We start from the raw sequence: 22,459 nt of genomic DNA, 5'->3' as shown, positions 1-22,459 counted from the left end.
GTCAGTAGCAAGAAGGTGAACGCGGGCGTTACTTTCTACAGTGGGGTCAATTATTTCGCAAGGACCCTGACAATGACTCTTCGCCATAGTGTTGCAGTTGACCTGGGCGCTTCAAGTGGCCGTGTCATGCTGGCGCGCTTTGAACGTGATACCCGCAGTATTTGCCTGCGTGAAATTCACCGTTTCACCAACTGCCTACAGCAGATAGCCGGCTCTGCCGTCTGGGATCTGGACGCGCTGGAGCAGGAAATCCGCACCGGCCTGCAAAAAGCCTGCGATGAAGGCATCGCTATCGACAGCATCGGCATTGATACCTGGGGCGTGGATTTTGTGCTGATTGACCGCGACGGCAACCGCGTCGGCCTGCCCGTTTCCTATCGCGACAGCCGCACCGATGGCGTAATGGAAAGCGCGCTCGGTGAGTTAGGTCGGGAAGAAATTTATCGCCGTACCGGCATTCAGTTTCTGCCTTTCAATACGCTTTACCAGCTGCGTGCGCTCAGCGAACAGCAGCCAGACCTGCTCGATAAAGTCGAACATGCGCTGCTGATCCCGGACTACTTCTGCTACCGCTTAACCGGCGTGCTGAACTGGGAATATACCAACGCCACCACTACGCAGCTTATCAATATCAATAGCGATAGCTGGGATGAAACGCTGCTCAACTGGGCTGGCGTGCCGCGCAAATGGTTTGGCACGCCGACGCATCCGGGCAACGTCATCGGTGAGTGGACTTGCCGGGAAGGCAACAAAATCCCGGTTGTTTCCGTCGCAACCCACGACACCGCAAGCGCAGTATTAGGCGCGCCGTTAAAAGACAACGATGCCGCTTACCTGTCATCTGGTACCTGGTCTTTGATGGGCTTTGAAAGCAAGACGCCTTATGCGACGAGCAAAGCGCTGGCCGCCAATATCACCAATGAAGGCGGGGCGGAAGGCCGCTATCGGGTGTTGAAAAATATTATGGGGCTGTGGCTGCTGCAGCGCGTCACAAAAGAACTGGCGATTACCGATCTGGCAGATTTGATTGCCCGTGCCAGACAAATCCCCGCCTGCAAGTTCGTGATAAATCCCAACGACGATCGCTTTATTAACCCGGAAAGCATGAGCCGCGAAATTCAGGCCGCCTGCCGGGAAAGCCATCAACCAGTTCCGCTGACGGACAGCGAGCTGGCGCGCTGTATCTTCGATAGCCTGGCGCTGCTCTACGCACAGACGCTTCAGGAACTGGCCGGATTACGCGGTCGCCCTGTTAGCTGTCTGCACATCGTAGGCGGCGGCAGCCAGAACGAACTGCTGAATCAGCTTTGTGCCGACGCCTGCGGCGTGCCGGTGCTGGCCGGGCCGGTGGAAGCTTCCACGCTCGGCAATATCGGCTGCCAGCTAATGGCGCTGGACGAAATCACCGACGTCGACGACTTCCGAACCATCGTCGCCGCCAGCTATCAACTCAAATCTTTTTCCCCTCAAACAGACAGTGAAATTGCCCGCTACGTGGCGCAGTTTCCGCACAACCGTCAAACCTGTAAGGAGTTTTGCGCATGACCACCTCTATCGATCAAGCCTGGGAACTGGCTAAGCAGCGCTTTGCTGCCGTCGGCGTTGACGCAGAAACCGCGCTGCGCCAGCTGGACCGTCTGCCGGTTTCCATGCACTGCTGGCAGGGCGATGACGTTGCCGGGTTTGAAAATCCGGAAGGCGCGCTGAGCGGCGGCATCCAGGCGACCGGTAATTATCCAGGTAAAGCGCGCAATGCCCGTGAACTCCGCGCCGACCTTGAGCAGGCGTTAAGCCTGATCCCCGGACCAAAGCGGCTGAATCTGCACGCTATTTATCTTGAATCCGATACGCCGGTTTCCCGCGACCAAATCAAACCGGAGCACTTTAAAAACTGGGTTGAATGGGCAAAAGCCAACGGTCTGGGCCTGGACTTCAATCCATCCTGTTTCTCACATCCGCTAAGCGAAGACGGTTTTACCCTCTCCCACGCGGATGATAAAACCCGCCAGTTCTGGATTGACCACGTGAAGGCCAGCCGCAAAGTCTCCGCGTACTTTGGCGAGCAGCTCGGCACGCCGTCGGTCATGAATATCTGGATCCCGGATGGCATGAAAGATGTCACCGTTGACCGCCTGGCCCCGCGCCAGCGCCTGCTGGAAGCGCTCGACGAAGTCATCAGCGAAAAGCTCAATCCGGCGCACCACATCGACGCCGTGGAAAGCAAACTGTTCGGCATTGGCGCCGAAAGCTACACCGTGGGCTCTAACGAATTCTATTTTGGCTACGCCACCAGCCGCCAGACCGCGCTGTGCCTGGATGCGGGCCATTTCCATCCGACCGAAGTCATCTCCGACAAAATCTCCAGCGCCATGCTCTACGTGCCGCGTCTGCTGCTGCACGTCAGCCGTCCGGTGCGCTGGGACAGCGATCATGTGGTGCTGCTGGATGATGAAACCCAGGCGATTGCCAGCGAAATCATCCGCCACGATTTGTTCGACCGCGTGCACATCGGCCTCGACTTCTTTGATGCGTCTATCAACCGCATCGCGGCATGGGTTATCGGCACCCGCAACATGAAGAAAGCCCTGCTGCGCGCCCTGCTGGAGCCAACCGAAACCCTGCGCCAGCTTGAAAACGAAGGTGATTACACCGCGCGTCTGGCGCTTCTCGAAGAGCAAAAATGCCTGCCGTGGCAGGCCGTCTGGGAAATGTACTGTCAGCGTCATGACACGCCTGCGGATGCGCAGTGGCTGAATAACGTGCGCGGCTACGAGAAAGACGTGCTGGCTAAACGCGGCTAGTTGATTACCGGTGGATGACGCTTCGCTTATCCACCCTACAAACACCTAACAAACGTAGGGCGGATGAGCCTCAGCGCCATCCGCCAGATAAAGAACAGGAAGCACAAAACTATGCAGAACATCCTTAACGCCTGGTTTGTCGAAGGCATGATCAAAGCAACCAGCGACGCCTGGCTGAAAGGCTGGGACGAGCGCAACGGTGGCAACATCACAATGCGTCTGAGCGAAGCTGACATCGCGCCTTTCCAGGCTGATTTTCACGCCGAACCGCGCTATATCGAACTGAGCCAGCAGATGCCGGAACTCGCCAATACGCCGTTTATCGTCACCGGTTCCGGCAAATTCTTCCGCAACGTACAGCTCGATCCGGCCGCAAATGTTGGCGTGGTAAAAGTGGACAACCGCGGAATGGGCTACCACATTTTGTGGGGGCTGGAAAACGAAGCGATACCGACTTCTGAACTTGCATCGCATTTCCAGTCACACTGCGTGCGCATGAAAGTGACCGACGGCAAAGATCGCGTAATTATGCACTGCCATGCCACTAACCTGATTGCCCTGACTTACGTGCTGGAAAACGACACCGACATCATCACCCGCAAGTTGTGGGAAGGCAGCACCGAGTGTCTGGTCGTGTTCCCGGACGGCGTGGGCATTCTGCCATGGATGGTGCCGGGCACCGATGAAATTGGAACAGCGACCGCAGGCGAAATGCAAAAACACTCGCTTGTGCTGTGGCCGTTCCACGGCGTATTCGGCAGCGGCCCGACCCTCGACGAAACCTTTGGCCTTATCGATACCGCCGAAAAGTCTGCTGAAGTGCTGGTCAAAGTTATCTCGATGGGTGGCATGAAGCAGACCATCACCCGCGATGAGCTTATCGCGCTTGGTAAACGTTTTGGCGTTACCCCATTAGCCAGTGCTTTAGAACTTTAAGTCGCAAACGTAGGGCAAAACCGCCCTACGAATAATAAAAACACCTGCAAACTGACCCTACATGCGGAGTACAAGCAATGAAAATTAAAGCAATATTAGGTTGTACACTCACCGTTGCAGCGCTGGCGTTATCCAGCTCAGCCCTTGCCGAAGTGAAAATTGCCCTGGTGGCAAAATCGCTTGGTAATGGTTTCTTTGAAGCAGCAAACGTGGGGGCTCAGGAGGCCGCCAAAGAGCTGGGCGATGTCAAAGTCATTTATACCGGCCCAACCACCACCACCGCCGAAGCGCAGATTGAAGTGCTGAATGGACTGATCGCTCAGGGCGTGGACGCCATCGCTATTTCCGCCAACGATCCGGACGCCGTGGTGCCGGTGCTCAAAAAAGCCATGCAGCGCGGCATAAAAGTCGTGTCCTGGGATTCCGGCGTCGCCAAAGACGGTCGTCAGATCCACCTCAATCCGTCTAATAACGCGCTGATTGGCGAAACTAACGTTAAGCTCGCCGCCGACGCGCTCAAAGCAATGAACGTTGAGAAAGGCGACGTCGCCATTCTTAGCGCAACGCCGACCTCCACCAACCAGAACATCTGGATTGCGGAGATGAAAAAGGTGCTGCCGAAATACCCTTCCGTCAATCTGGTGACCGTGGCTTACGGCGACGATCTCTCCGATAAAAGCTACCGCGAAACCGTGGGCCTGCTGAAGTCGTACCCTGACCTGAAAGTTATCGTTTCTCCGTCCTCCGTTGGCATCGTTGCCGCCGCTCAGGCGGTGAAAGATCAGGGCAAAATCGGCAAGGTTTACGTAACCGGGCTGGGCCTGCCGTCTGAAATGGCGGGCGCAATCAAATCCGGCGCGTCGAAAAGCTTCGCCATCTGGAACCCTATCGATCTGGGCTACGCGGCCACTTATCTGGCGGATGACTTAGTCAAAGGCAGCGCCACCAAAACCGAAGCCAGCATGGGCAAATTAGGCAAAGTAAAACTGGACTCCGACGGCAGCGGCGCGATGGCCGAGCCGTTTGTTTATGACGCCAGTAACATCGACAAATTCTCTAAGATCTTCTGAGCAATGTCCGGCGGGTGACGCTTTGCTTACCCGCCCTGCGTACCAAATTGTAGGGTGGATAAGCCTTCGCGCCATCCACCACTTTTTGCATTTTGGATGAGGAATTTAACGATGACTGCCTCTACACCACTGCTGTCGCTCAAGGGAATCACCAAAATATTCCCGGGCGTGCGCGCCCTCGAAAATGTTCACCTCGACCTCTGGCCGGGCAAAGTCACGGCGCTGATTGGCGAAAACGGGGCGGGAAAATCCACGCTGGTTAAAGTTATGACCGGCATTTATCAGCCTGAAGAAGGCGAACTGCTTTATAAGGCGATCCCGATAACGCTGCCGAATCCCGAAGCGGCGCACAAGGTCGGTATCACGGCGATTCATCAGGAAACGGTGCTGTTCGACGAGCTGACGGTGACCGAAAATATTTTCGTTGGCCATTATCTTTGCCGCGGCCCGTTCAAAAAGCTCGACTGGCCCGCCATGCATCAGCAGGCCCGGGAGATCCTCACCCGCCTTGAAGTGCAAATCGACCCGCGCGCCACGCTAAAAACGCTGAGCATCGCCCAGCGCCATATGGTTGCCATTGCCCGCGCGTTATCTTTTGAAGCCCAGGTGGTAATTCTGGATGAGCCCACCGCCGCGCTGTCGCAGCACGAGATTATCGAATTTTACCAAATCGTCGAACGCCTCAAAGGCGAAGGCAAAGCCATTCTGTTTATCTCCCATAAGTTCGATGAAATCTTTGCGATTGCCGATCACTATACCGTGCTGCGCGACGGCGTTTATATCGGCTCCGGGCAAATCAGCGACATCACCGAAGACCGCATGGTGACCATGATGGTCGGGCGTGAAATCAGCCACGCCTGGCCGAAAACCGCCTGCGAACCGGGCGAAATCGTGCTGGCAGTGAAAGATCTCTGTCATCCAACGGAATTCGCCCATATCAACTTCACCCTTCGCAAAGGGGAAATCCTCGGTTTTTACGGCCTGGTGGGCGCCGGGCGAACCGAACTGATGCAGGCGCTGTCCGGCGTCTCGCGTCCAGGGCTGGGCGAAATCCGCTTAAACGGCAAAACCGTGCAGTTCAGCCAGCCCGCCGACGCCATCAAAGCCGGGATCGTTTGCGTGCCGGAAGAGCGGCAAAAGCAGGGGGCGATTATCGAACTGCCCATCAGCCAGAACATTAGCCTGCCGCAGCTTGGTCGCCTTAATCCGAACGGCGTGCTTAACGAAGCCCGCGAGTGGGCGCTTGCGGATGAATACGCTAAGCGATTGCAGGTGAAGGCGTTTAGCTGGCGACAGAAAGTTGAAACGCTTTCCGGCGGCAATCAGCAGAAAGTGGTGATCGGCAAATGGCTGGCGACCCAGCCCAACGTCATCATTCTTGATGAGCCGACCAAAGGCATTGATATCGGCTCCAAGGCTGCGGTGCATCAGTTTATGTCCGAGCTGGTGAGCCAGGGGCTGGCGGTGATTATGGTCTCTTCAGAGCTGCCGGAAGTCATGGGCATGGCCGACAGAATCATCGTCATGCATGAGGGGCTAATAGTGGCGGAATACAACGCCGGAGAAGCCAGCGCGGAGATGATTGTCAGCGCCGCCAGCGGCGCGGGCGAGGAGGCGGCATAATGTTACAAAGAGTACTTAAACACCGTGAAGCCCTGCTCGCCGGGGTTATTTTGTTGATGGTGCTGGCTATCGGCAGCCGCGTGCCTTCGTTTCTGGCGCCTGGCAACCTGGTGGAGATTTTTAACGATACCTCCATTCTTATTATTCTGGCGCTCGGCCAGATGATGGTGCTGCTAACCAAAGGCATTGATCTTTCGATGGCGGCTAACCTTGCGCTGACCGGGATGATTGTCGCCCTGCTTAACTTCCATCACCCAGAAATTTCCGTCGGCATTCTGCTGGTTATCGCCACCCTGCTCGGCCTGCTGATGGGCATCATTAACGGACTACTGGTCTGGAAACTCGGCATTCCGGCGATTGTGGTGACGCTGGGTACTATGAGCATCTACCGCGGCATCATTTTCCTGCTCTCAAACGGTGGCTGGATTAACGCCCACCAGATGAGCGGTGACTTTCTTGCGCTGCCGCGCACCGTCCTGCTGGGTATGCCGCTGTTAAGCTGGTGCGCCGTTGCAGCACTGTTGCTTGTGGGTTATTTCCTGCTCTACAGCCGCACCGGTCGCGCTATGTACACCGCGGGCGGCAACGCGACAGCCGCGTATTACACCGGCATCAACGCCGGAAAAATGCAGTTCATCAGCTTCAGCCTGAGCGGCGCGCTGGCAGGGTTCTGCGGCTATCTGTGGATTTCGCGTTTTGCCGTTGCCTATGTGGATGTGGCTAACGGTTTTGAATTGCAAATCGTCGCCGCATGCGTGATTGGCGGGATAAGCACCATGGGCGGCATCGGCCGCGTGCTGGGTTGTTTGCTGGGCGCGCTGTTCCTCGGCGTGATTAACAACGCGCTGCCGGTGATTGGCGTCTCGCCGTTCTGGCAGATGGCCATTTCCGGCGCCGTAATTGTCATCGCCGTGCTGCTGAACGAACGCGGCAATAAACGCAAAGGACGGCTAATACTGCGCGATACGGCGCTTTCTGTACAAAAAGAAGCGGTGAAACCATGAATAAGACGCTGATCTCTGAGCACAGGCCCGCCGCGGCCCAGCCGGAGCCGCTGTTTAAGCGCCTGCTGTGCTGGGAAACTTTCCTGCTTGCGGTGACGCTTGCGGTATTTGTCGCCAACGCGCTGGCTTCGCCTTACTTCCTTAATATCTGGAACCTGTCGGACGCCACGTTCAACTTCACCGAGAAAGCAATCATCGTGTTGCCGATGGCAATGCTGATTATCGCCCGGGAAATCGACTTGTCCGTCGCATCAACCATCGCGCTCAGCTCAACGGTGATGGGATTCTGCGCGCAGGCGGGCATCGATACGCCGTTGCTGGTTTGCGTGGGGCTGGGCGTAGGCCTGCTGTGCGGGTTATTCAACGGCTGGCTGGTGACGCGCTTTAACCTCTCTTCCATCGTCATCACTATCGGCACCATGAGCCTTTATCGCGGCATAACTTACATTCTGCTTGGCGACCAGGCGCTCAACGCCTGGCCTGAGAGCTTTGCCTGGTTCGGCCAGGGCTACGTGTGGGGTGCGCTGTCGTTCGAGTTTACGCTGTTTATCGTGCTGGCGGGCGTGTTCGCCTTCCTGCTGCATAAAACCAACTTTGGCCGCCGCACCTATGCCATCGGCAACAACCCGACCGGCGCGTGGTATTCCGGCATCAACGTGAAGCGCCATAACATGACTTTATTTGTGCTGGTTGGCGTCATGGCAGGGCTTGCGTCGGTGCTGCTGACGTCGCGCTTAGGCAGTACGCGTCCGACAATTGCGATGGGCTGGGAGCTGAGCGTGGTTACCATGGCGGTACTGGGCGGCGTAAACATTCTTGGCGGCTCCGGCAGCATGACCGGCGTGATCATCGCCGCGTTCCTGATGGGGCTGGTGACGTTTGGCCTGAGCCTGCTGAACGTGCCGGGCATCGTGATGTCGATCATCGTAGGCCTGATGCTTATCACCGTGATTTCGCTGCCGATTATTACGCGCCGTCTGATGCAGCGACGGCGGAACTGATCCACCCTCGCCCTAACCCTCTCCCTGGAAGGGAGAGGGGATAAATCGAACTCCTGTTTGCTTCCTCCCCTTTGGGAGAGCAATAAATCGAGCTCCGGTTTGCTTCCTCCCCTTTGGGAGAGCAATAAATCGAGCTCCGGTTTGCTTCCTTCACTTTGGGAGAGCAATAAATCGAATTCCGGTTTACTTCCTCCCCTTTGGGAGAGCAATAAATCGAGCTCCGGTTTGCTTCCTTCACTTTGGGAGAGCAATAAATCGAGCTCCGGTTTGCTTCCTCTTCCCTTCGGGGAGAGGGTCGGGGTGAGGGGCAAAAGTAAATTTAATATTAAGGAAAATAACAATGAGCTTTACGTTGGCCTTACCAAAAATCAGCCTTCATGGCGCGGGGGCAATCGGCGATATGGTTAAGCTGATCGCCGGAAAAAACTGGGGCAAAGCGCTGGTCGTTACCGATGGACAGCTGATGAAAATGGGCCTGCTGGACAGCCTGTTTACTGCCCTGGACGCACATCAACTCTCGTATGAGCTGTTTGACAACGTCTTTCCGAACCCGACCGAGGAGCTGGTGCAGAAAGGTTTTGCCGCCTATCGGGCGGCAGATTGCGACTTCATTATCGCCTTCGGCGGCGGCAGCCCGATTGATACCGCCAAAGCGATTAAAATCCTTACCGCAAACCCCGGCCCTTCAACCGCCTATTCTGGCGTGGGCAAAGTCGTAAACGCGGGTGTCCCGCTGGTGGCAATTAACACCACGGCAGGCACCGCGGCGGAAATGACCAGCAACGCCGTGATTATTGACTCACAGCGCCAGGTCAAAGAAGTCATTATCGATGCAAACCTCATTCCGGACATCGCCGTAGACGATGCAAGCGTCATGCTCGACATCCCGGCTGACGTTACCGCCGCCACCGGCATGGATGCGCTGACGCATGCCATCGAAGCCTATGTTTCTACAGGCGCGCATCCGCTGACCGACGCCAGTGCGCTGGAGGCCATCCGCCTGATTAGCCAGTGGCTGCCAGAAGCCGTCGATGACGGGCACAACCTCGAAGCACGTGAAATGATGGCCTACGGACAATATCTGGCGGGCATGGCGTTTAACAGCGCGGGCTTAGGCCTGGTGCATGCTCTGGCGCACCAGCCGGGCGCAACGCACAACCTGCCGCACGGCGTGTGCAATGCCATTCTGCTGCCGGTTATCGAGGCTTTTAACCGTCCGCAGGCCGTGGCGCGCTTTGCAAAAGTCGCCGTGGCGATGGGTGTGGATATCCAGGGCATGAGCGAGGATCGGGCCAGCCTGAAGGCGATCGAAGCGATCCGTTTGTTATCGGCCCGCGTTGGTATTCCGTCTGGCTTCAGCCAGCTTGGCGTGAAAACCTCGGATATCGAAGGCTGGCTTGATAAAGCCCTCGCCGATCCTTGCGCACCCTGTAATCCGCGTACCGCAACTCGCGAAGAAGTACGCGAGCTTTATCTGGAGGCATTATGATCCGCAAAGCTTTTGTAATGCAGGTGAATCCCAATGCGCATGAAGAGTATCAGCGCCGCCATACGCCAATCTGGCCGGAGCTGGAGGCGGTACTTAAGCAGCACGGCGCTCATCACTATGCTATTTACCTCGATGCTAAACGCCATCTGCTTTTCGCTACGGTAGAGATTGAGTCCGAAGCCCGCTGGGAAGCGGTGGCGCAAACGGAAATCTGCCAGCGCTGGTGGAAGTATATGAGCGACATCATGCCGAGCAATCCGGATAACAGCCCGGTGAGCGCGGAGCTTAAAGAGGTATTTTATTTAGCCTAATATCAAAAGACGCTACGCATAATTTGTAGGGTGGGAAAACGTAGCGTCTCCCACCGCTTAGCAAACCGGTTAAGGCGCCGCATCCTCCAGCGCCTTGTGAATTACCATCGAAAGTTCCTTCACATCAAACTTCGCAACGTAGCCGTTCGCACCGACTTTGCGCACGTGATCTTCGTTCGCACTGCCCGATAAAGAAGAGTGAATCACCACCGGGATCTGTTTTAACGTCGCGTCGGTTTTAATATTACGCGTCAGGGTAAAACCGTCCATTTCCGGCATTTCAATATCGGTTAAAACTATACCAATGCGGTCGGTGATGGGCTGGTCTGCGGCTTTGGATTCTGCGGCAATGGCTTTGATTTTTTCCCAGGCCTCAAGCCCCGTTGAATGCATGATAGCCGGGATACCCATGCCTTTCAGGCCTTGTTCCAGCATCAGGCGAGCGACTTTTGAGTCTTCCGCAACAATCGCCACCGCGCCCGGTTTCAGGGTATAGTTTTTCTTTTCAATATCCGCGATATTCACGTCGCGGCTGGCAGGGATGATGTCGTAGAGGATTTGTTCAACGTCGAGCACCAGCGCCAGCTCGTCTTTATATTCGTCGCTGTCCAGCGAGGCAATGCTGGTGATGTTACGGCTGTTGACTCCCGCTTCAGCAGCGTGAACCTGGCTCCAGTCCAGACGAATAATATTTTCCACCGACTCCACTGCAAAAGCCTGAATGCTGCGGGCGTATTCGGTGATTAATAAAAGATTCAGGCCCGTTTCAGGAGTACAGCCGGTAACCGCTGGCAGGTCGATGACCGGGATAATCTGGTCACGAATATTCGCCATGCCTAACAATGGCGATTCCATGCCAGCCGCGCGATTGATTTTCGGCATCGGCACGATTTCGCGCAGCTTAAAGACGTTAATGCCATACAGCTCAGACTTATCGGCGTGCTGCCCTTTTCCTAACCGGAACAACAACAGTTCAAACTTATTGGATAAAGCGAGGTTAGACCTCTCATCGATATCTTTTTGAAAACTATCCATTTTAACCTCGAATGATAACCCGGCGGGTCATGTCGCCCCGTTTTACGGGTGCCCTGTATAAGTTATCGGCAGTACGGGCAAAAAGTAGAGTGCTTGGGCTAAATGATTTGGATTAGGGGGATTAACCCCCCGATTAAAAGATCAGGCGATGCGCAGCGCGCGTTGGGAGACTTCTAGCTTATCCTCTAACCATTTCAGCAAGCTTTGCGTATCCAGCGGGCAGCTCTGGTCGAGAGTATAAACCGGCCCCAGCGCCATGGGCTGAGCGCTGTCGGCAAGCTGCACCAGCTCCGGCAGATATTCTTCACCAGGATGGCCTGGCTGTCTTACATCAAACCTTTGCGCATAGCGAGCTGCCGCAAGGCTGCCGGGGATTCGGTTCCATACTTCCAGTACCTTCGAGATATTCGCCTGTTCGAGATAGCGCTCAAGCGTTTCTTTCGGCTGGAAGCCAAACCAGGCATCAATAAGAAATACGCACTGAGCCGGACTTTCTGCCACTATCGTCCAAATTACCTCGTAGGCAGCGCAGCCCAGACGGCGATTAAACGGCCTGTCTATTTCATCGAACTGCGCCATAAACGGTTCTTTGATGCCGTCAATCGCCAGCACCGGTAAAGCAAAATATTCGGACAAAAGACGAGCGACAGTGCTCTTACCTGAGGCCGGGACGCCGTTTACAAGTACCACCGTTTTGCCCTGTATTCGCGAATTCTGGCTCATAATATTGCGATCACCTCTTCCTTAGCTTTTGCCAGGCGCAGCTTCGCCATCACGTCGTTATCGCCTAACAAATTCACAATGGCGCGAATGCCCTCTTCGATGTGGCCGTTGCTGTCGCTAGCCGCAAACATAATGACGATATCGGCCTTGCCGCTATCGGCAAATACAATTGGCTCATCAAGCAAGACCAGGCTGAAACAATTTTTAATGACTCCGCATTCCGGGCGGGCATGGGGCATGGCGATACCCTCTTCAAAAACGTAATACGCGCCATGCTCCAGAGTGTTATTAATCACCGCCTGGTAATAGGAGGGCAAAATATAGCCGTTATCAACCAGCGGCTGCGCCGCCAGTTGAATTACTTTCTGCCAGTCCGTTTCGCGCACGCCGACCTGAATCGCCTGCGCTTCAATTAATAACTCTTTAATGGCCATAATGGCTCCTTAAATAGTCCTGCGAATGGTATTTCGCAATTCATCAATTTTGACAAATAAATTATCTATATGCTGGCGGTGCGTTTTACTCTTCGCATAAACCTGTAACGCCTGGTTATAGCGCAACATTAAAGCCTTCTGTATTTCACCGTTACAGGGATTTTCCGTCAGCGACTTTTCCAGCGCTGTTAATTCAGCTTCAAGTTCCACGGCCTGAATATCGTATTGCGCCGCATCTGAATTATCCTGGTGGAAAAGTCGTTTTAAAGATCCAAACATAGCTATCTCCCGCCCCGACGATTGCCACGCAACCAGGGTTACATTAAAGAATAAAGAATAACGCTGTGGTTATTTAAATAAAGCGATCTTTTCGGCTAATACAGCAGCTACCGCGTCATTTGCCGGAATTAAAAATTTGCGCACGCTATCGTTTACTTTACCTTTACCAAAGGTTTCTTTGCAGTGCCCGACCCATTGCACATTCATTTCGGTGCCGACGTTCACTTTGTCGATGCCTCCCGCTACGGCACGACGCATGTCTTCATCGCTAACCCCCGTGCCGCCATGCAGCACCAACGGGGTTTTGGTAACCTCGCTGATATCTGCCAGACGCTGATGCTGGATTTGCGCTTTACCGGTATACAGGCCGTGTACCGTACCAACGGATACCGCCAGCATGTCCACGCCGGTTTCATCAACAAAGCGTTTGGCATCTTCCGTTGTGGTAAAGCAGATATCTTCCATCGCCACCGCTTTGCCGTCTTCCGAGCCGCCAATCGCACCCAATTCTGCTTCTACGGAAACATTTCGCGGACGGGCGATATCAATAACTTTACGCGTATTAGCGATATTCTCAGCCATATCCAGATGCGAGCCGTCATACATTACCGAGCTAAACCCGGCGTCGATTGCCGTTTTAATCGATTCAATATTCGAGCAATGATCCAGATGCAAGCAGGTCGGTATTTGTTGGCTTTCGGATAAAGAACGAATGGAGTCCACCAGCAAACGGTATCCTAGATATTCCGCCGTCCCGGTTGAAATCTGAATCATTAATGGGCTGTTGGTGGCTTTCGCTGCTTTAAAATAAGCGGGCAGCATTTCCAGACAATGTAAATTAAAGGATCCTAACGCTTTAAAATTACGTTCTTTTGCTACCTGCAATAACGCCGGGAAGTTATACAGACTCATGTGCTTTTTCCTCTTGAGGTTTGGTTGATTTTCCGTTCACGAACCAGGCGATAAGCGCCACGAACAAAATGAATACGCCGACAAACGTCCAGTTATTCTGGAAAACGTGTCCTAAAATCAGCCCGCTGCTGATTACATCAGAATCGCTGAAAGTCACGCCGGTGAAGCCATAGCTTTCCAGCATCGGCACAAGGATGGCGGGCAGGAAGGTGATAAACAGGCCATGTACCACGCCGCCGATAATCGCACCGCGTCTGCCGCCCATCGCGTTACCAAAAATTCCTGCGGTGCCGCCGGCAAAGAAGTTGGTTAACAGGCCAGGCAAAATCATCGCCAGGCCAAACATCGGGAAGACAATCATGCCGATGATGGAGCCTGCGGTAGTGGCAAGGAAGCCAACAATCACGGCATTCGGGGCGTACGGGAAGAGCACCGGACAGTCCAGCGCCGGCTTCGCATCCGGCACAATGCGCATCGCAATACCACGAAAAGCGGGCACCAGTTCGTTAAGCAGCAGACGTACGCCGCTGTAAAGCACGAATACCCCGGCGACAAACTGAATGGCCTGCATAAAGGCAAACATAAGGTAATTCAATCCGTTGGAGTACTGAGCAATGTATTCAGGACCAGCCGCCAGCGCCGGGATGAGATACATCGGAACCATCACCACCGCCATGGAGAGGTAGGTGTCCTGTAGAAACTTAAAGTTATCCGGCAACACCAGATCTTCGGTGGATTTCGAACCTTTACCCACCACCTTCGCCACTGCCGCCTGCACCAGATACCCAATGGTACAGAAGTGACCCAGCGCAACGTCATCGGAGCCGGTAATACGGCGCACCACGGGCTGAGCGAGCGCAGGCATTAGCACCGCCATAATTCCACCGAAAATTCCGCCGGTCAGAATCAACGGCAGCCCGGTAAGCCCGGCTTTGTAGCCAATAACCGCGCCAATGGTCGCCATCCACAGCAGCGCCTGTCCGGTAAGAAAAATGTATTTGAACGGCGTGAGGCGGGCAATAATGATGTTGACGATAAATATTACCATCAGCGTGAGCGCCACTTCGGAACCCAGCTCGCGGTTTGCCAGTCCGGCAATTGCCGCCACGTCGGTGATGTAGCCCTTCATACCGAAGCCGTGAGTAAAGATATCGTTCAGGAAAGTGAGCGTATCAACAATAATGTTGATCCCCGCCATCATAATTAAAAAGCCCAGTAGCGTTTTAAACGTCCCTTCAGCTACTTTGCCCTTCGATTTTTTTTGCAGTAAAAGACCAAGCATGGCAATAAAGGCGATCAGTATCGACGCCTGCCCCAGCAGATCTTTAACAATAAAGTTAACGATGCTATTCATGGTCAAATACCTTCACGTTACTGGCTTTTAAAAAGGCGACAATCTTTTTTTCGATTTCGTCTTTATCAGTGAGTTTATGCAGCACAATGACCCGTTTAATTTCCTCTTCGCTGGCATCAGCGGTCAAAATATCAGCAAAGGTTTTTTGGGTTAATATGATATCCGATTTAAAAGCACCCGCTTCAGAGACCGTGGTATGGTCTATTTCTGCCGGAATTTCTAATTTTTTAAGTACCGCTTTCGCTGTCATTTCGATGGCAAAACTGGAACCTAAACCGCAGCCACATACACAAAGAATTTTAAGCATTGAAAATCTCCTCAAATAATATTGAGCTGCTTCGCTAATTTATAATGGTGCCCTTCAGTGTCGACGAGGCGTTTTTGCATACTGATTAAATCTATAGGGATCGGTTTGTTGCTTGAATTAATAATAATTGCTTTATTTCTCATGCCTGACTGGATACAACGTACGACTTCGCCTGCCATAATAGTTCCCTGATAGATTTCCTCGCAGGTTGGATCGCCATTACGCAGGCTGTAACCAATAATCGATTTACGGATACGTACGCCAATTTTTGGTTCAAGCTGTTTAATCATGGTATCTATCGCCCCCTGGAAACCGGGGGAATATTCTCTGGTATAGCCTTCGGAACAAAGTATGACGACGCTGTTTTGCTTTTCAAGCCGGGCGCTAACTTTGCTTGCAAGTTCATTTAATTCCTGCTGACATTCCGGAAACAACGCAAAGTCAGCGTTACTTTTAATGGCAGATTGCAGCGTTAATTCACCGCAGTAGCCGCCCAGTAATTCCACCATAAATACGCGACCCGGCAGCGCACGCCCAGTATTACGCAGCTTGGCGACCTCTTTAATAACCTGCTCGCAGGCGGTGGAAAATCCGATGGTATAGTCGCTGCCATAAACGTCATTGTCGATAGTCATGCCCACACCGAAACAATTCACACCATATTCGCTAAGGTTATTCAGAAACTGTAAAGAGCCATCGCCACCGGCCATAATAACCACATCGATACGCAGGGCTTTTAGCTGCTTCGCGATAGCTTCATATTCCCCGCCGGTTAATTTACGGTTGGTTCGTCCCGAAGACATGATTGGGATAGCGGCGACGGAAAAATCTACTAAGTCGCGCAGGGAAATAGTCTGATGTTTATTTTGCAATAATCCCGGAATGCCACCGTTAAACAACACGATTTCCGCCTGAGTCAGTCTGGAAACCTGAAAAACGAAGTTATTTATTCCTGCGACATCGCCGCCACTAATTATCATGCCGATTCTCATGACCCTTGCCCCGTTTATTTTCCTTGCAGGTATTTTTCCCTTTAAACAAGACTTAAATTTGCAAGCAAGGTCACAAAAATGGGATTAGTAAGGCGGAGGAGATTATTGACACAGATATTTTACTGTTGAAATCTGTGAATTAAATCACATAACAACAGTTAATATAACCTGAAAATAAACCAAGAAAATGTCTTATATTTCAAGCGATTAATCTGAATGGCTAAAAAATAATATTTGCCACTGCATTCAGGGTGTTAATGAGGAAAATCGGGCTTTCAAAAATGTGACTGTTCGCGCATTTTTCTACGAACAGCAGGGATGCGACTTTAAATTTAACATTTGTCAGGTGGACAGGATCTGGCGCTCCCCATCCTTTATTGGTGTTGCGGATAACTATTTTGTGAAAGCTGATTTATCCGCCTCATTAATTTGTCCGGGCCGCTGTGCCCTGGTTTTCTGCGACATATCGTCATAGCCGCTCAACGCGCAGTTGACGGTATTAACAGAACAGAAAGAACGCGTGTTTGGCGGTGGCTGTGTAAGCGACGTAAGGTTCCTTGCCAGGCGGAGTGAATGCGAGGAGGCTACAGCAACCGCCTCGGATGTGTATACACGGTCGCGCGGCCAGGGCGACTAAAGCCTACCAGCGTCAGATTACAACGGTGCGCCACTTCAACCGCCAGCGACGTTGCCGCTGATACGGCGAATAAAATCTCAACGCCGCACTGGGCGGATTTTTGCACCATTTCATAGCTGGCACGGCTTGAAACCAGCGCTGCACCTGTATGCCAGCCCTGCCGCGCACGAGCGCCCAGCATTTTGTCCAGCGCCACGTGGCGGCCAATGTCTTCTTTGCCATCCATAATCTCGCCCTGCTCGTTCAGCCAGAGCGCCGCGTGCGTACAGCCGGTGAGTTCGCCGATGGGCTGATACTGGCGCATCTGTCCAAGGGCCGCATCCAGAAAAGTCAGATCAAAGGATTGGGTAAAAGGTAGCGGTGAAACCGGACGACCCACATCGTTGAGTTGCTCAACGCCGCAAACGCCGCAGCCGGTGCGCCCTGCAAGTGAACGGCGGCGCTCTTTTAACCCCGCAAAGCGACGGCTGGACAGCTCAATCTGTACTTCCATGCCGTTGCATACCGGCACCACATCAATGCCGAAAATGTCCGCAGGGGAGTTAATAATCCCTTCGGATAAGGAGAAGCCGATGGCGAAAAGCGCCAGATTGTCAGGCGTCGCCATCATCACGACGTGAGAAATGCCGTTATAAACCAGCGCGACCGGCACCTCTTCAGCAATCCAGTCCGTTCTGGCCGTCGTCAGATCGCCACGCTGCCACAGATTGACAGAACGTGAACCCGCGCTGCTCATAACAATTTTTTCGTTAGTTTGGTCAGATTTATTCACTTTGTATTAACCGGATAAGAACAACCTTAATACCAATGTGGTATCCTTACCGCATTATCCCTCCGGGAAGGAGGGTGATAACCAGTTTAAGGGTTCGATTGTGAACCTTTGCGGCGAGCGCCGCAAAATAATCCTATAAGTCATGTGAAAAATGTCGAAACAGGAGCAATTCATGCAGGTCAGCAGAAGGCAATTCTTTAAGATTTGTGCTGGCGGTATGGCAGGAACCACGGCAGCGGCACTGGGTTTTGCCCCGGGCGTTGCGCTTGCGGAAACACGGCAATATAAATTGCTGCGCACCCGTGAAACTCGTAATACCTGTACATACTGTTCCGTTGGTTGCGGGCTATTGATGTATAGCCTTGGCGACGGCGCGAAAAATGCCAAAGCATCAATCTTTCATATCGAAGGTGACCCGGACCACCCGGTTAACCGTGGCGCACTTTGTCCTAAAGGCGCAGGCCTGGTGGACTTCATCCACAGCGAAAGCCGCCTTAAATTCCCGTCTTACCGCGCCCCCGGCTCAGATAAGTGGGAACAAATCAGTTGGGAAACGGCGTTTGACCGCATCGCTAAGCTGATGAAAGAAGACCGCGACGCCAACTTCATTGCCCGAAACGACCAGGGAACCACGGTTAACCGTTGGCTCTCCACCGGCATGTTGTGCGCATCCGCATCCAGTAACGAAACCGGCTATTTAACCCAGAAATTTTCCCGCGCGCTGGGCATGTTAGCCGTGGATAACCAGGCGCGTGTCTGACACGGACCAACGGTAGCAAGTCTTGCTCCAACATTTGGTCGCGGTGCGATGACCAACCACTGGGTTGATATTAAAAACGCCAATCTCGTCGTGGTGATGGGTGGGAACGCGGCAGAAGCGCATCCGGTGGGATTCCGCTGGGCGATGGAAGCCAAAATCCATAACGGCGCGAAGCTGATTGTTATCGATCCCCGCTTTACGCGAACCGCTTCGGTGGCGGATTTCTATACCCCGATTCGTTCCGGTACCGACATTGCCTTCCTGTCGGGCGTGCTGCTGTACCTCATCAACAACAATAAATTTAACCGCGAGTACGTCGAGGCCTACACAAACTCCACTCTGATTGTGCGGGAGGACTTCAACTTTGACGACGGCCTGTTCTCCGGCTACGACGCACAAACCCGTAAATACGATAAAACGTCCTGGCACTACGAGCTGGACGATCGCGGCTTCGCTAAACGCGACCTGACGCTGCAACATCCGCGCTGCGTATGGAATCTGCTTAAAAAGCACGTCTCCCGCTATACGCCGGAAGTGGTATCGAACGTTTGCGGCACCCCGCAGGCGGACTTCCTGAAGGTCTGCGAATACATCGCCGAAACCAGCGTAAAAGACAAAACCGCGTCGTTCCTCTATGCGTTGGGCTGGACGCAGCACTCCGTGGGCGCACAGAACATCCGCACCATGGCGATGATTCAGCTCCTGCTCGGTAACATGGGCATGGCGGGCGGCGGCGTGAACGCCCTGCGCGGCCACTCCAATATCCAGGGGCTGACCGATCTGGGCCTGCTGTCCCAGAGCCTGACGGGTTATATGAACCTGCCGAACGATGGCCAGGCAGACATCCAGACCTACCTGGAAGCCAATACGCCGAAACCGCTGCTGGAAGGCCAGGTAAACTACTGGAGCAACTATCCGAAATTCTTCGTCTCGATGATGAAAGCCTTCTATGGCGACAAGGCGACGGCGGAGAACAGTTGGGGTTATGACTGGCTGCCGAAATGGGATAAGGGCTACGACGTCCTGCAATATTTCGAAATGATGAGCCAGGGCAAGGTGAACGGCTATATCTGCCAGGGCTTTAACCCGGTGGCGTCGTTCCCGAACAAAAATAAGGTGATAGCTTCCCTGTCGAAGCTGAAGTTCCTCGTCACCGTTGATCCGCTGAACACCGAAACCTCGAACTTCTGGCAGAACCACGGCGAGATGAACGATGTCGATCCGTCGCAAATCCAGACCGAGGTGTTCCGTCTGCCTTCCACCTGCTTTGCGGAAGAGAACGGCTCCATCGTCAACTCCGGCCGCTGGCTACAGTGGCACTGGAAGGGCGCGGATGCTCCGGGAGAGGCGCTGAACGACGGCGAAATTCTTGCCGGTATCTTCACCCGTATGCGCCATATGTACCTGCGCGAAGGCGGCACGGTGCCGGAACCGGTGCTGAACATGACCTGGAATTTCCTGACGCCAGATAACCCGGTGCCGGAAGAAGTGGCTATGGAAAGTAACGGTAAGGCGCTGGAAGATGTGCTTGATCCGGCCACCGGCGCGGTGCTGGTGAAAAAAGGTCAGCAGCTCAGCTCGTTTGCTCAGCTACGCGATGACGGCACCACCTCGAGCGGCTGCTGGATCTTCGCCGGTAGCTGGACGCCGGACGGCAACCAGATGGCACGCCGTGATAACGCCGATCCGTCCGGTCTGGGCAATACGCTGGGCTGGGCCTGGGCGTGGCCGCTTAACCGCCGCATTCTGTATAACCGCGCTTCCGCAGACCCGCAGGGCAAACCGTGGGATGAAAAACGCCGCCTGATTTCCTGGGATGGCGCGAAGTGGGGTGGCGCAGATATTGCGGACTACAGCACCGCCGCCCCGGGTTCCGATGTCGGGCCGTTTATCATGCAGCCGGAAGGGCTGGGTCGTCTGTTTGCTATCGACAAAATGGCAGAAGGGCCGTTCCCGGAACACTACGAGCCGTTTGAAACGCCGCTGGGCACCAACCCGCTGCACCCGAACGTGGTTTCCAACCCGGCCGCCCGCGTCTTTAAGGATGACCTGGCGGCGATGGGTAAGGCTGACAAATTCCCCTATGTCGGCACTACCTATCGTCTGACGGAGCATTTCCACTACTGGACCAAGCACGCGCTGCTAAACGCCATCGCGCAGCCGGAGCAGTTTGTGGAGATTGGCGAGAAGCTTGCCAACTCGCTCGGCATTGTTCAGGGCGATACGGTGAAGGTCTCTTCTAACCGCGGCTTTATCAAGGCCAAAGCGGTAGTGACCAAGCGTATCCGCCAGCTTGACGTTGACGGCAAGAAAGTGGACACCATTGGAATACCGATCCACTGGGGCTACGAGGGCGTGGCGAAAAAAGGCTTTATCGCCAACACCCTGACGCCGTTTGTCGGCGACGCCAACACGCAAACGCCGGAGTTCAAGGCGTTCCTGGTCAATGTGGAAAAGGTGTAACGGAGACGACCTATGGCTTATCAATCGCAGGACATTATTCGTCGTTCCGCGACTAACGGTTTCACACCCGCGCCTCAGGCGCGGGAGCATCAGGAAGAGGTCGCCAAGCTTATCGACGTCACCACCTGCATCGGCTGTAAGGCTTGCCAGGTGGCGTGTTCAGAATGGAACGACATTCGTGATGAGGTGGGGCACAACGTCGGCGTGTATGACAACCCGGCTGACCTGACCGCCAAATCCTGGACCGTGATGCGCTTCTCTGAAGTGGAACAGAACGACAAGCTGGAGTGGCTTATCCGCAAAGATGGCTGCATGCACTGTGCGGACCCAGGCTGCCTGAAGGCTTGTCCGGCAGAGGGCGCGATCATTCAGTACGCCAACGGCATCGTCGACTTCCAGTCTGAACAGTGCATCGGCTGCGGCTACTGCATTGCGGGCTGCCCGTTCGACGTACCGCGCCTGAACCCTGAGGACAACCGTGTCTATAAATGTACGCTATGCGTAGACCGTGTCGTTGTGGGCCAGGAGCCGGCATGCGTAAAAACCTGCCCGACAGGGGCGATTCATTTCGGCTCGAAAGACGACATGAAAACCCTGGCAGGCGAACGCGTGGCGGAGCTGAAAACCCGCGGTTACGACAACGCCGGGCTGTACGATCCATCAGGCGTTGGCGGCACTCACGTGATGTATGTGCTGCACCACGCCGACAAGCCGACGCTGTATCACGGCCTGCCGGAAAATCCGTCCATCAGCCCAACGGTGAAATTCTGGAAAGGCGTCTGGAAGCCGCTGGCCGCCATTAGCTTCGCAGCAACCTTCGCCGCCAGCGTGTTCCACTACGTTGGGGTCGGCCCGAACCGTGCCGAAGAAGAAGACGATAACCTGCACCATGAGGATGACGAGGTGCGCAAACCATGAAAAAACAAGTGACCATTGAGCGCTACAGCGCGCCTGAACGCATCAACCACTGGGTCACCGCCTTCTGCTTCGTGCTGGCGGCGGTGAGCGGGTTAGGTTTTTTCTTCCCGTCCTTCAACTGGCTGATGCATATTCTGGGCACGCCGCAGCTGGCGCGTATCCTTCACCCCTTTGTCGGGGTGGTGATGTTTGCCTCGTTTATCATTATGTTTTTCCGTTACTGGCACCATAATCTCATCAATCGCGACGATATCTTCTGGGCGAAGAATATTCGCAAGGTGATGGTAAACGAGGAAGTGGGCGATACCGGACGTTATAATTTCGGCCAGAAAGGCGTGTTCTGGGCGGCAATTATTCTGCTGCTGCTGCTGTTGGTAAGCGGCGTGGTGATCTGGCGTCCTTACTTTGCACCCGTTTTCTCAATTCCGGTGATTCGCGTAGCGTTAATGGTGCATTCCTTTGCCGCAGTGGCGCTGATTGTGGTGATTATGGTGCATATCTACGCCGCGCTGTGGGTAAAAGGTTCGATCACCGCAATGGTGGAAGGCTGGGTCACGATCGTTTGGGCAAAGAAACACCACCCGAAATGGTATCGTGAAGTGCGTCAGAAAGAAGAGAATAAGCTCGACTGATCTCTT

At 54.1% G+C, this 22,459-nt stretch carries 21 protein-coding genes; 12 read left to right on the top strand and 9 right to left on the bottom strand.

Annotated elements, in window-relative coordinates; genetic code table 11:
* The first annotated feature begins 72 nt into the window (after nt 1-72).
* From rhaB to rhaM, 9 genes are all read left to right on the top strand, one after another.
* The gene (rhaB, locus tag E2L00_RS15185; RefSeq protein ID WP_167613073.1) at nt 73-1,545 is read left to right on the top strand and encodes a rhamnulokinase; all 1,473 of its coding nucleotides are present in this window, start codon (nt 73-75) and stop codon (nt 1,543-1,545) included.
* Nucleotides 1,542-2,801, top strand: a complete 1,260-nt coding sequence (gene rhaA, locus E2L00_RS15180; protein WP_167613071.1) for an L-rhamnose isomerase — start codon at nt 1,542-1,544, stop codon at nt 2,799-2,801. Before rhaB ends, rhaA begins: the two co-directional genes overlap by 4 nt.
* A 111-nt stretch (nt 2,802-2,912) precedes the next feature.
* Nucleotides 2,913-3,737 (top strand): rhamnulose-1-phosphate aldolase, encoded by an 825-nt coding sequence (gene rhaD / locus E2L00_RS15175; protein ID WP_167613069.1) that lies wholly within the window; start codon nt 2,913-2,915, stop codon nt 3,735-3,737.
* A 77-nt stretch (nt 3,738-3,814) separates the two neighbouring features.
* Nucleotides 3,815-4,807, top strand: a complete 993-nt coding sequence (gene rhaS, locus E2L00_RS15170) for a rhamnose ABC transporter substrate-binding protein (RefSeq protein WP_167613067.1) — start codon at nt 3,815-3,817, stop codon at nt 4,805-4,807.
* A 111-nt stretch (nt 4,808-4,918) separates the two neighbouring features.
* Nucleotides 4,919-6,430, top strand: coding sequence for a sugar ABC transporter ATP-binding protein (locus E2L00_RS15165; RefSeq protein WP_167613065.1), 1,512 nt, complete (start codon nt 4,919-4,921; stop codon nt 6,428-6,430).
* Nucleotides 6,430-7,434: an ABC transporter permease gene (locus tag E2L00_RS15160; RefSeq protein ID WP_167613063.1), complete on the top strand. Its 1,005-nt coding sequence runs from the start codon at nt 6,430-6,432 to the stop codon at nt 7,432-7,434. Before E2L00_RS15165 ends, E2L00_RS15160 begins: the two co-directional genes overlap by 1 nt.
* A complete protein-coding gene (locus tag E2L00_RS15155; RefSeq protein ID WP_167613061.1) occupies nt 7,431-8,435 on the top strand; it encodes an ABC transporter permease in 1,005 nt (334 codons plus the stop codon). The genes E2L00_RS15160 and E2L00_RS15155 overlap by 4 nt, the downstream gene beginning before the upstream one ends.
* Nucleotides 8,436-8,775: 340 nt before the next feature.
* A complete protein-coding gene (gene fucO / locus E2L00_RS15150) occupies nt 8,776-9,924 on the top strand; it encodes a lactaldehyde reductase (protein WP_167613059.1) in 1,149 nt (382 codons plus the stop codon).
* Complete coding sequence (rhaM, locus tag E2L00_RS15145; RefSeq protein WP_167613057.1) at nt 9,921-10,235, top strand: L-rhamnose mutarotase; 315 nt, start codon at nt 9,921-9,923, stop codon at nt 10,233-10,235. Before fucO ends, rhaM begins: the two co-directional genes overlap by 4 nt.
* A 69-nt stretch (nt 10,236-10,304) precedes the next feature.
* Here rhaM and E2L00_RS15140 read toward each other — a convergent pair whose 3' ends face one another.
* The 9 genes from E2L00_RS15140 to fdhD all read right to left on the bottom strand — a co-directional run bounded on the left by E2L00_RS15140 (nt 10,305) and on the right by fdhD (nt 17,644).
* Nucleotides 10,305-11,270: a chemotaxis protein gene (locus E2L00_RS15140; RefSeq protein ID WP_167613055.1), complete on the bottom strand. Its 966-nt coding sequence runs from the start codon at nt 11,268-11,270 to the stop codon at nt 10,305-10,307.
* A 141-nt stretch (nt 11,271-11,411) separates the two neighbouring features.
* Nucleotides 11,412-11,993, bottom strand: a complete 582-nt coding sequence (locus E2L00_RS15135) for a P-loop nucleotide/nucleoside kinase family protein (protein WP_167613053.1) — start codon at nt 11,991-11,993, stop codon at nt 11,412-11,414.
* On the bottom strand, nt 11,990-12,427 hold the full coding sequence (locus E2L00_RS15130) for a PTS sugar transporter subunit IIA (protein WP_167613051.1): 438 nt from the start codon (nt 12,425-12,427) through the stop codon (nt 11,990-11,992). The genes E2L00_RS15135 and E2L00_RS15130 overlap by 4 nt, the downstream gene beginning before the upstream one ends.
* 9 nt (nt 12,428-12,436) lie before the next feature.
* Nucleotides 12,437-12,706 (bottom strand): hypothetical protein, encoded by a 270-nt coding sequence (locus E2L00_RS15125; RefSeq protein WP_167613049.1) that lies wholly within the window; start codon nt 12,704-12,706, stop codon nt 12,437-12,439.
* Nucleotides 12,707-12,775: 69 nt separating this feature from the next.
* Entirely contained in the window at nt 12,776-13,618 is an 843-nt protein-coding gene (locus E2L00_RS15120; RefSeq protein ID WP_167613047.1) for a class II fructose-bisphosphate aldolase, read from the bottom strand.
* Entirely contained in the window at nt 13,605-14,972 is a 1,368-nt protein-coding gene (locus E2L00_RS15115) for a PTS sugar transporter subunit IIC (protein WP_167613045.1), read from the bottom strand. The genes E2L00_RS15120 and E2L00_RS15115 overlap by 14 nt, the downstream gene beginning before the upstream one ends.
* Entirely contained in the window at nt 14,965-15,279 is a 315-nt protein-coding gene (locus E2L00_RS15110) for a PTS sugar transporter subunit IIB (RefSeq protein ID WP_167613043.1), read from the bottom strand. The genes E2L00_RS15115 and E2L00_RS15110 overlap by 8 nt, the downstream gene beginning before the upstream one ends.
* Nucleotides 15,280-15,290: 11 nt before the next feature.
* The gene (locus E2L00_RS15105) at nt 15,291-16,271 is read right to left on the bottom strand and encodes a 6-phosphofructokinase (protein ID WP_167613041.1); all 981 of its coding nucleotides are present in this window, start codon (nt 16,269-16,271) and stop codon (nt 15,291-15,293) included.
* A gap of 584 nt (nt 16,272-16,855) precedes the next feature.
* On the bottom strand, nt 16,856-17,644 hold the full coding sequence (gene fdhD, locus E2L00_RS15100; protein ID WP_201279449.1) for a formate dehydrogenase accessory sulfurtransferase FdhD: 789 nt from the start codon (nt 17,642-17,644) through the stop codon (nt 16,856-16,858).
* Nucleotides 17,645-17,852: 208 nt separating this feature from the next.
* Between fdhD and fdnG the strand changes: the two genes are divergently transcribed.
* Genes fdnG through fdoI form a run of 3 tightly spaced genes read left to right on the top strand, consistent with a single transcriptional unit; the run spans nt 17,853 to nt 22,453 of the window.
* Nucleotides 17,853-20,903 (top strand): formate dehydrogenase-N subunit alpha, encoded by a 3,051-nt coding sequence (gene fdnG / locus E2L00_RS15095; protein ID WP_167613039.1) that lies wholly within the window; start codon nt 17,853-17,855, stop codon nt 20,901-20,903.
* A gap of 12 nt (nt 20,904-20,915) precedes the next feature.
* Nucleotides 20,916-21,821: a formate dehydrogenase subunit beta gene (gene fdxH / locus E2L00_RS15090; RefSeq protein ID WP_167613037.1), complete on the top strand. Its 906-nt coding sequence runs from the start codon at nt 20,916-20,918 to the stop codon at nt 21,819-21,821.
* Entirely contained in the window at nt 21,818-22,453 is a 636-nt protein-coding gene (gene fdoI, locus E2L00_RS15085) for a formate dehydrogenase cytochrome b556 subunit (protein WP_167613035.1), read from the top strand. Before fdxH ends, fdoI begins: the two co-directional genes overlap by 4 nt.
* The last annotated feature ends 6 nt before the right edge of the window (nt 22,454-22,459 follow it).

Origin of the sequence: Cedecea colo (assembly GCF_011808225.1) — a bacterium.
GTDB classification, from domain to species: domain Bacteria; phylum Pseudomonadota; class Gammaproteobacteria; order Enterobacterales; family Enterobacteriaceae; genus Dryocola; species Dryocola colo.
Note: the sequence above shows the minus strand (reverse complement) of the source record. Positions and strands in the feature narration are given on the sequence as shown.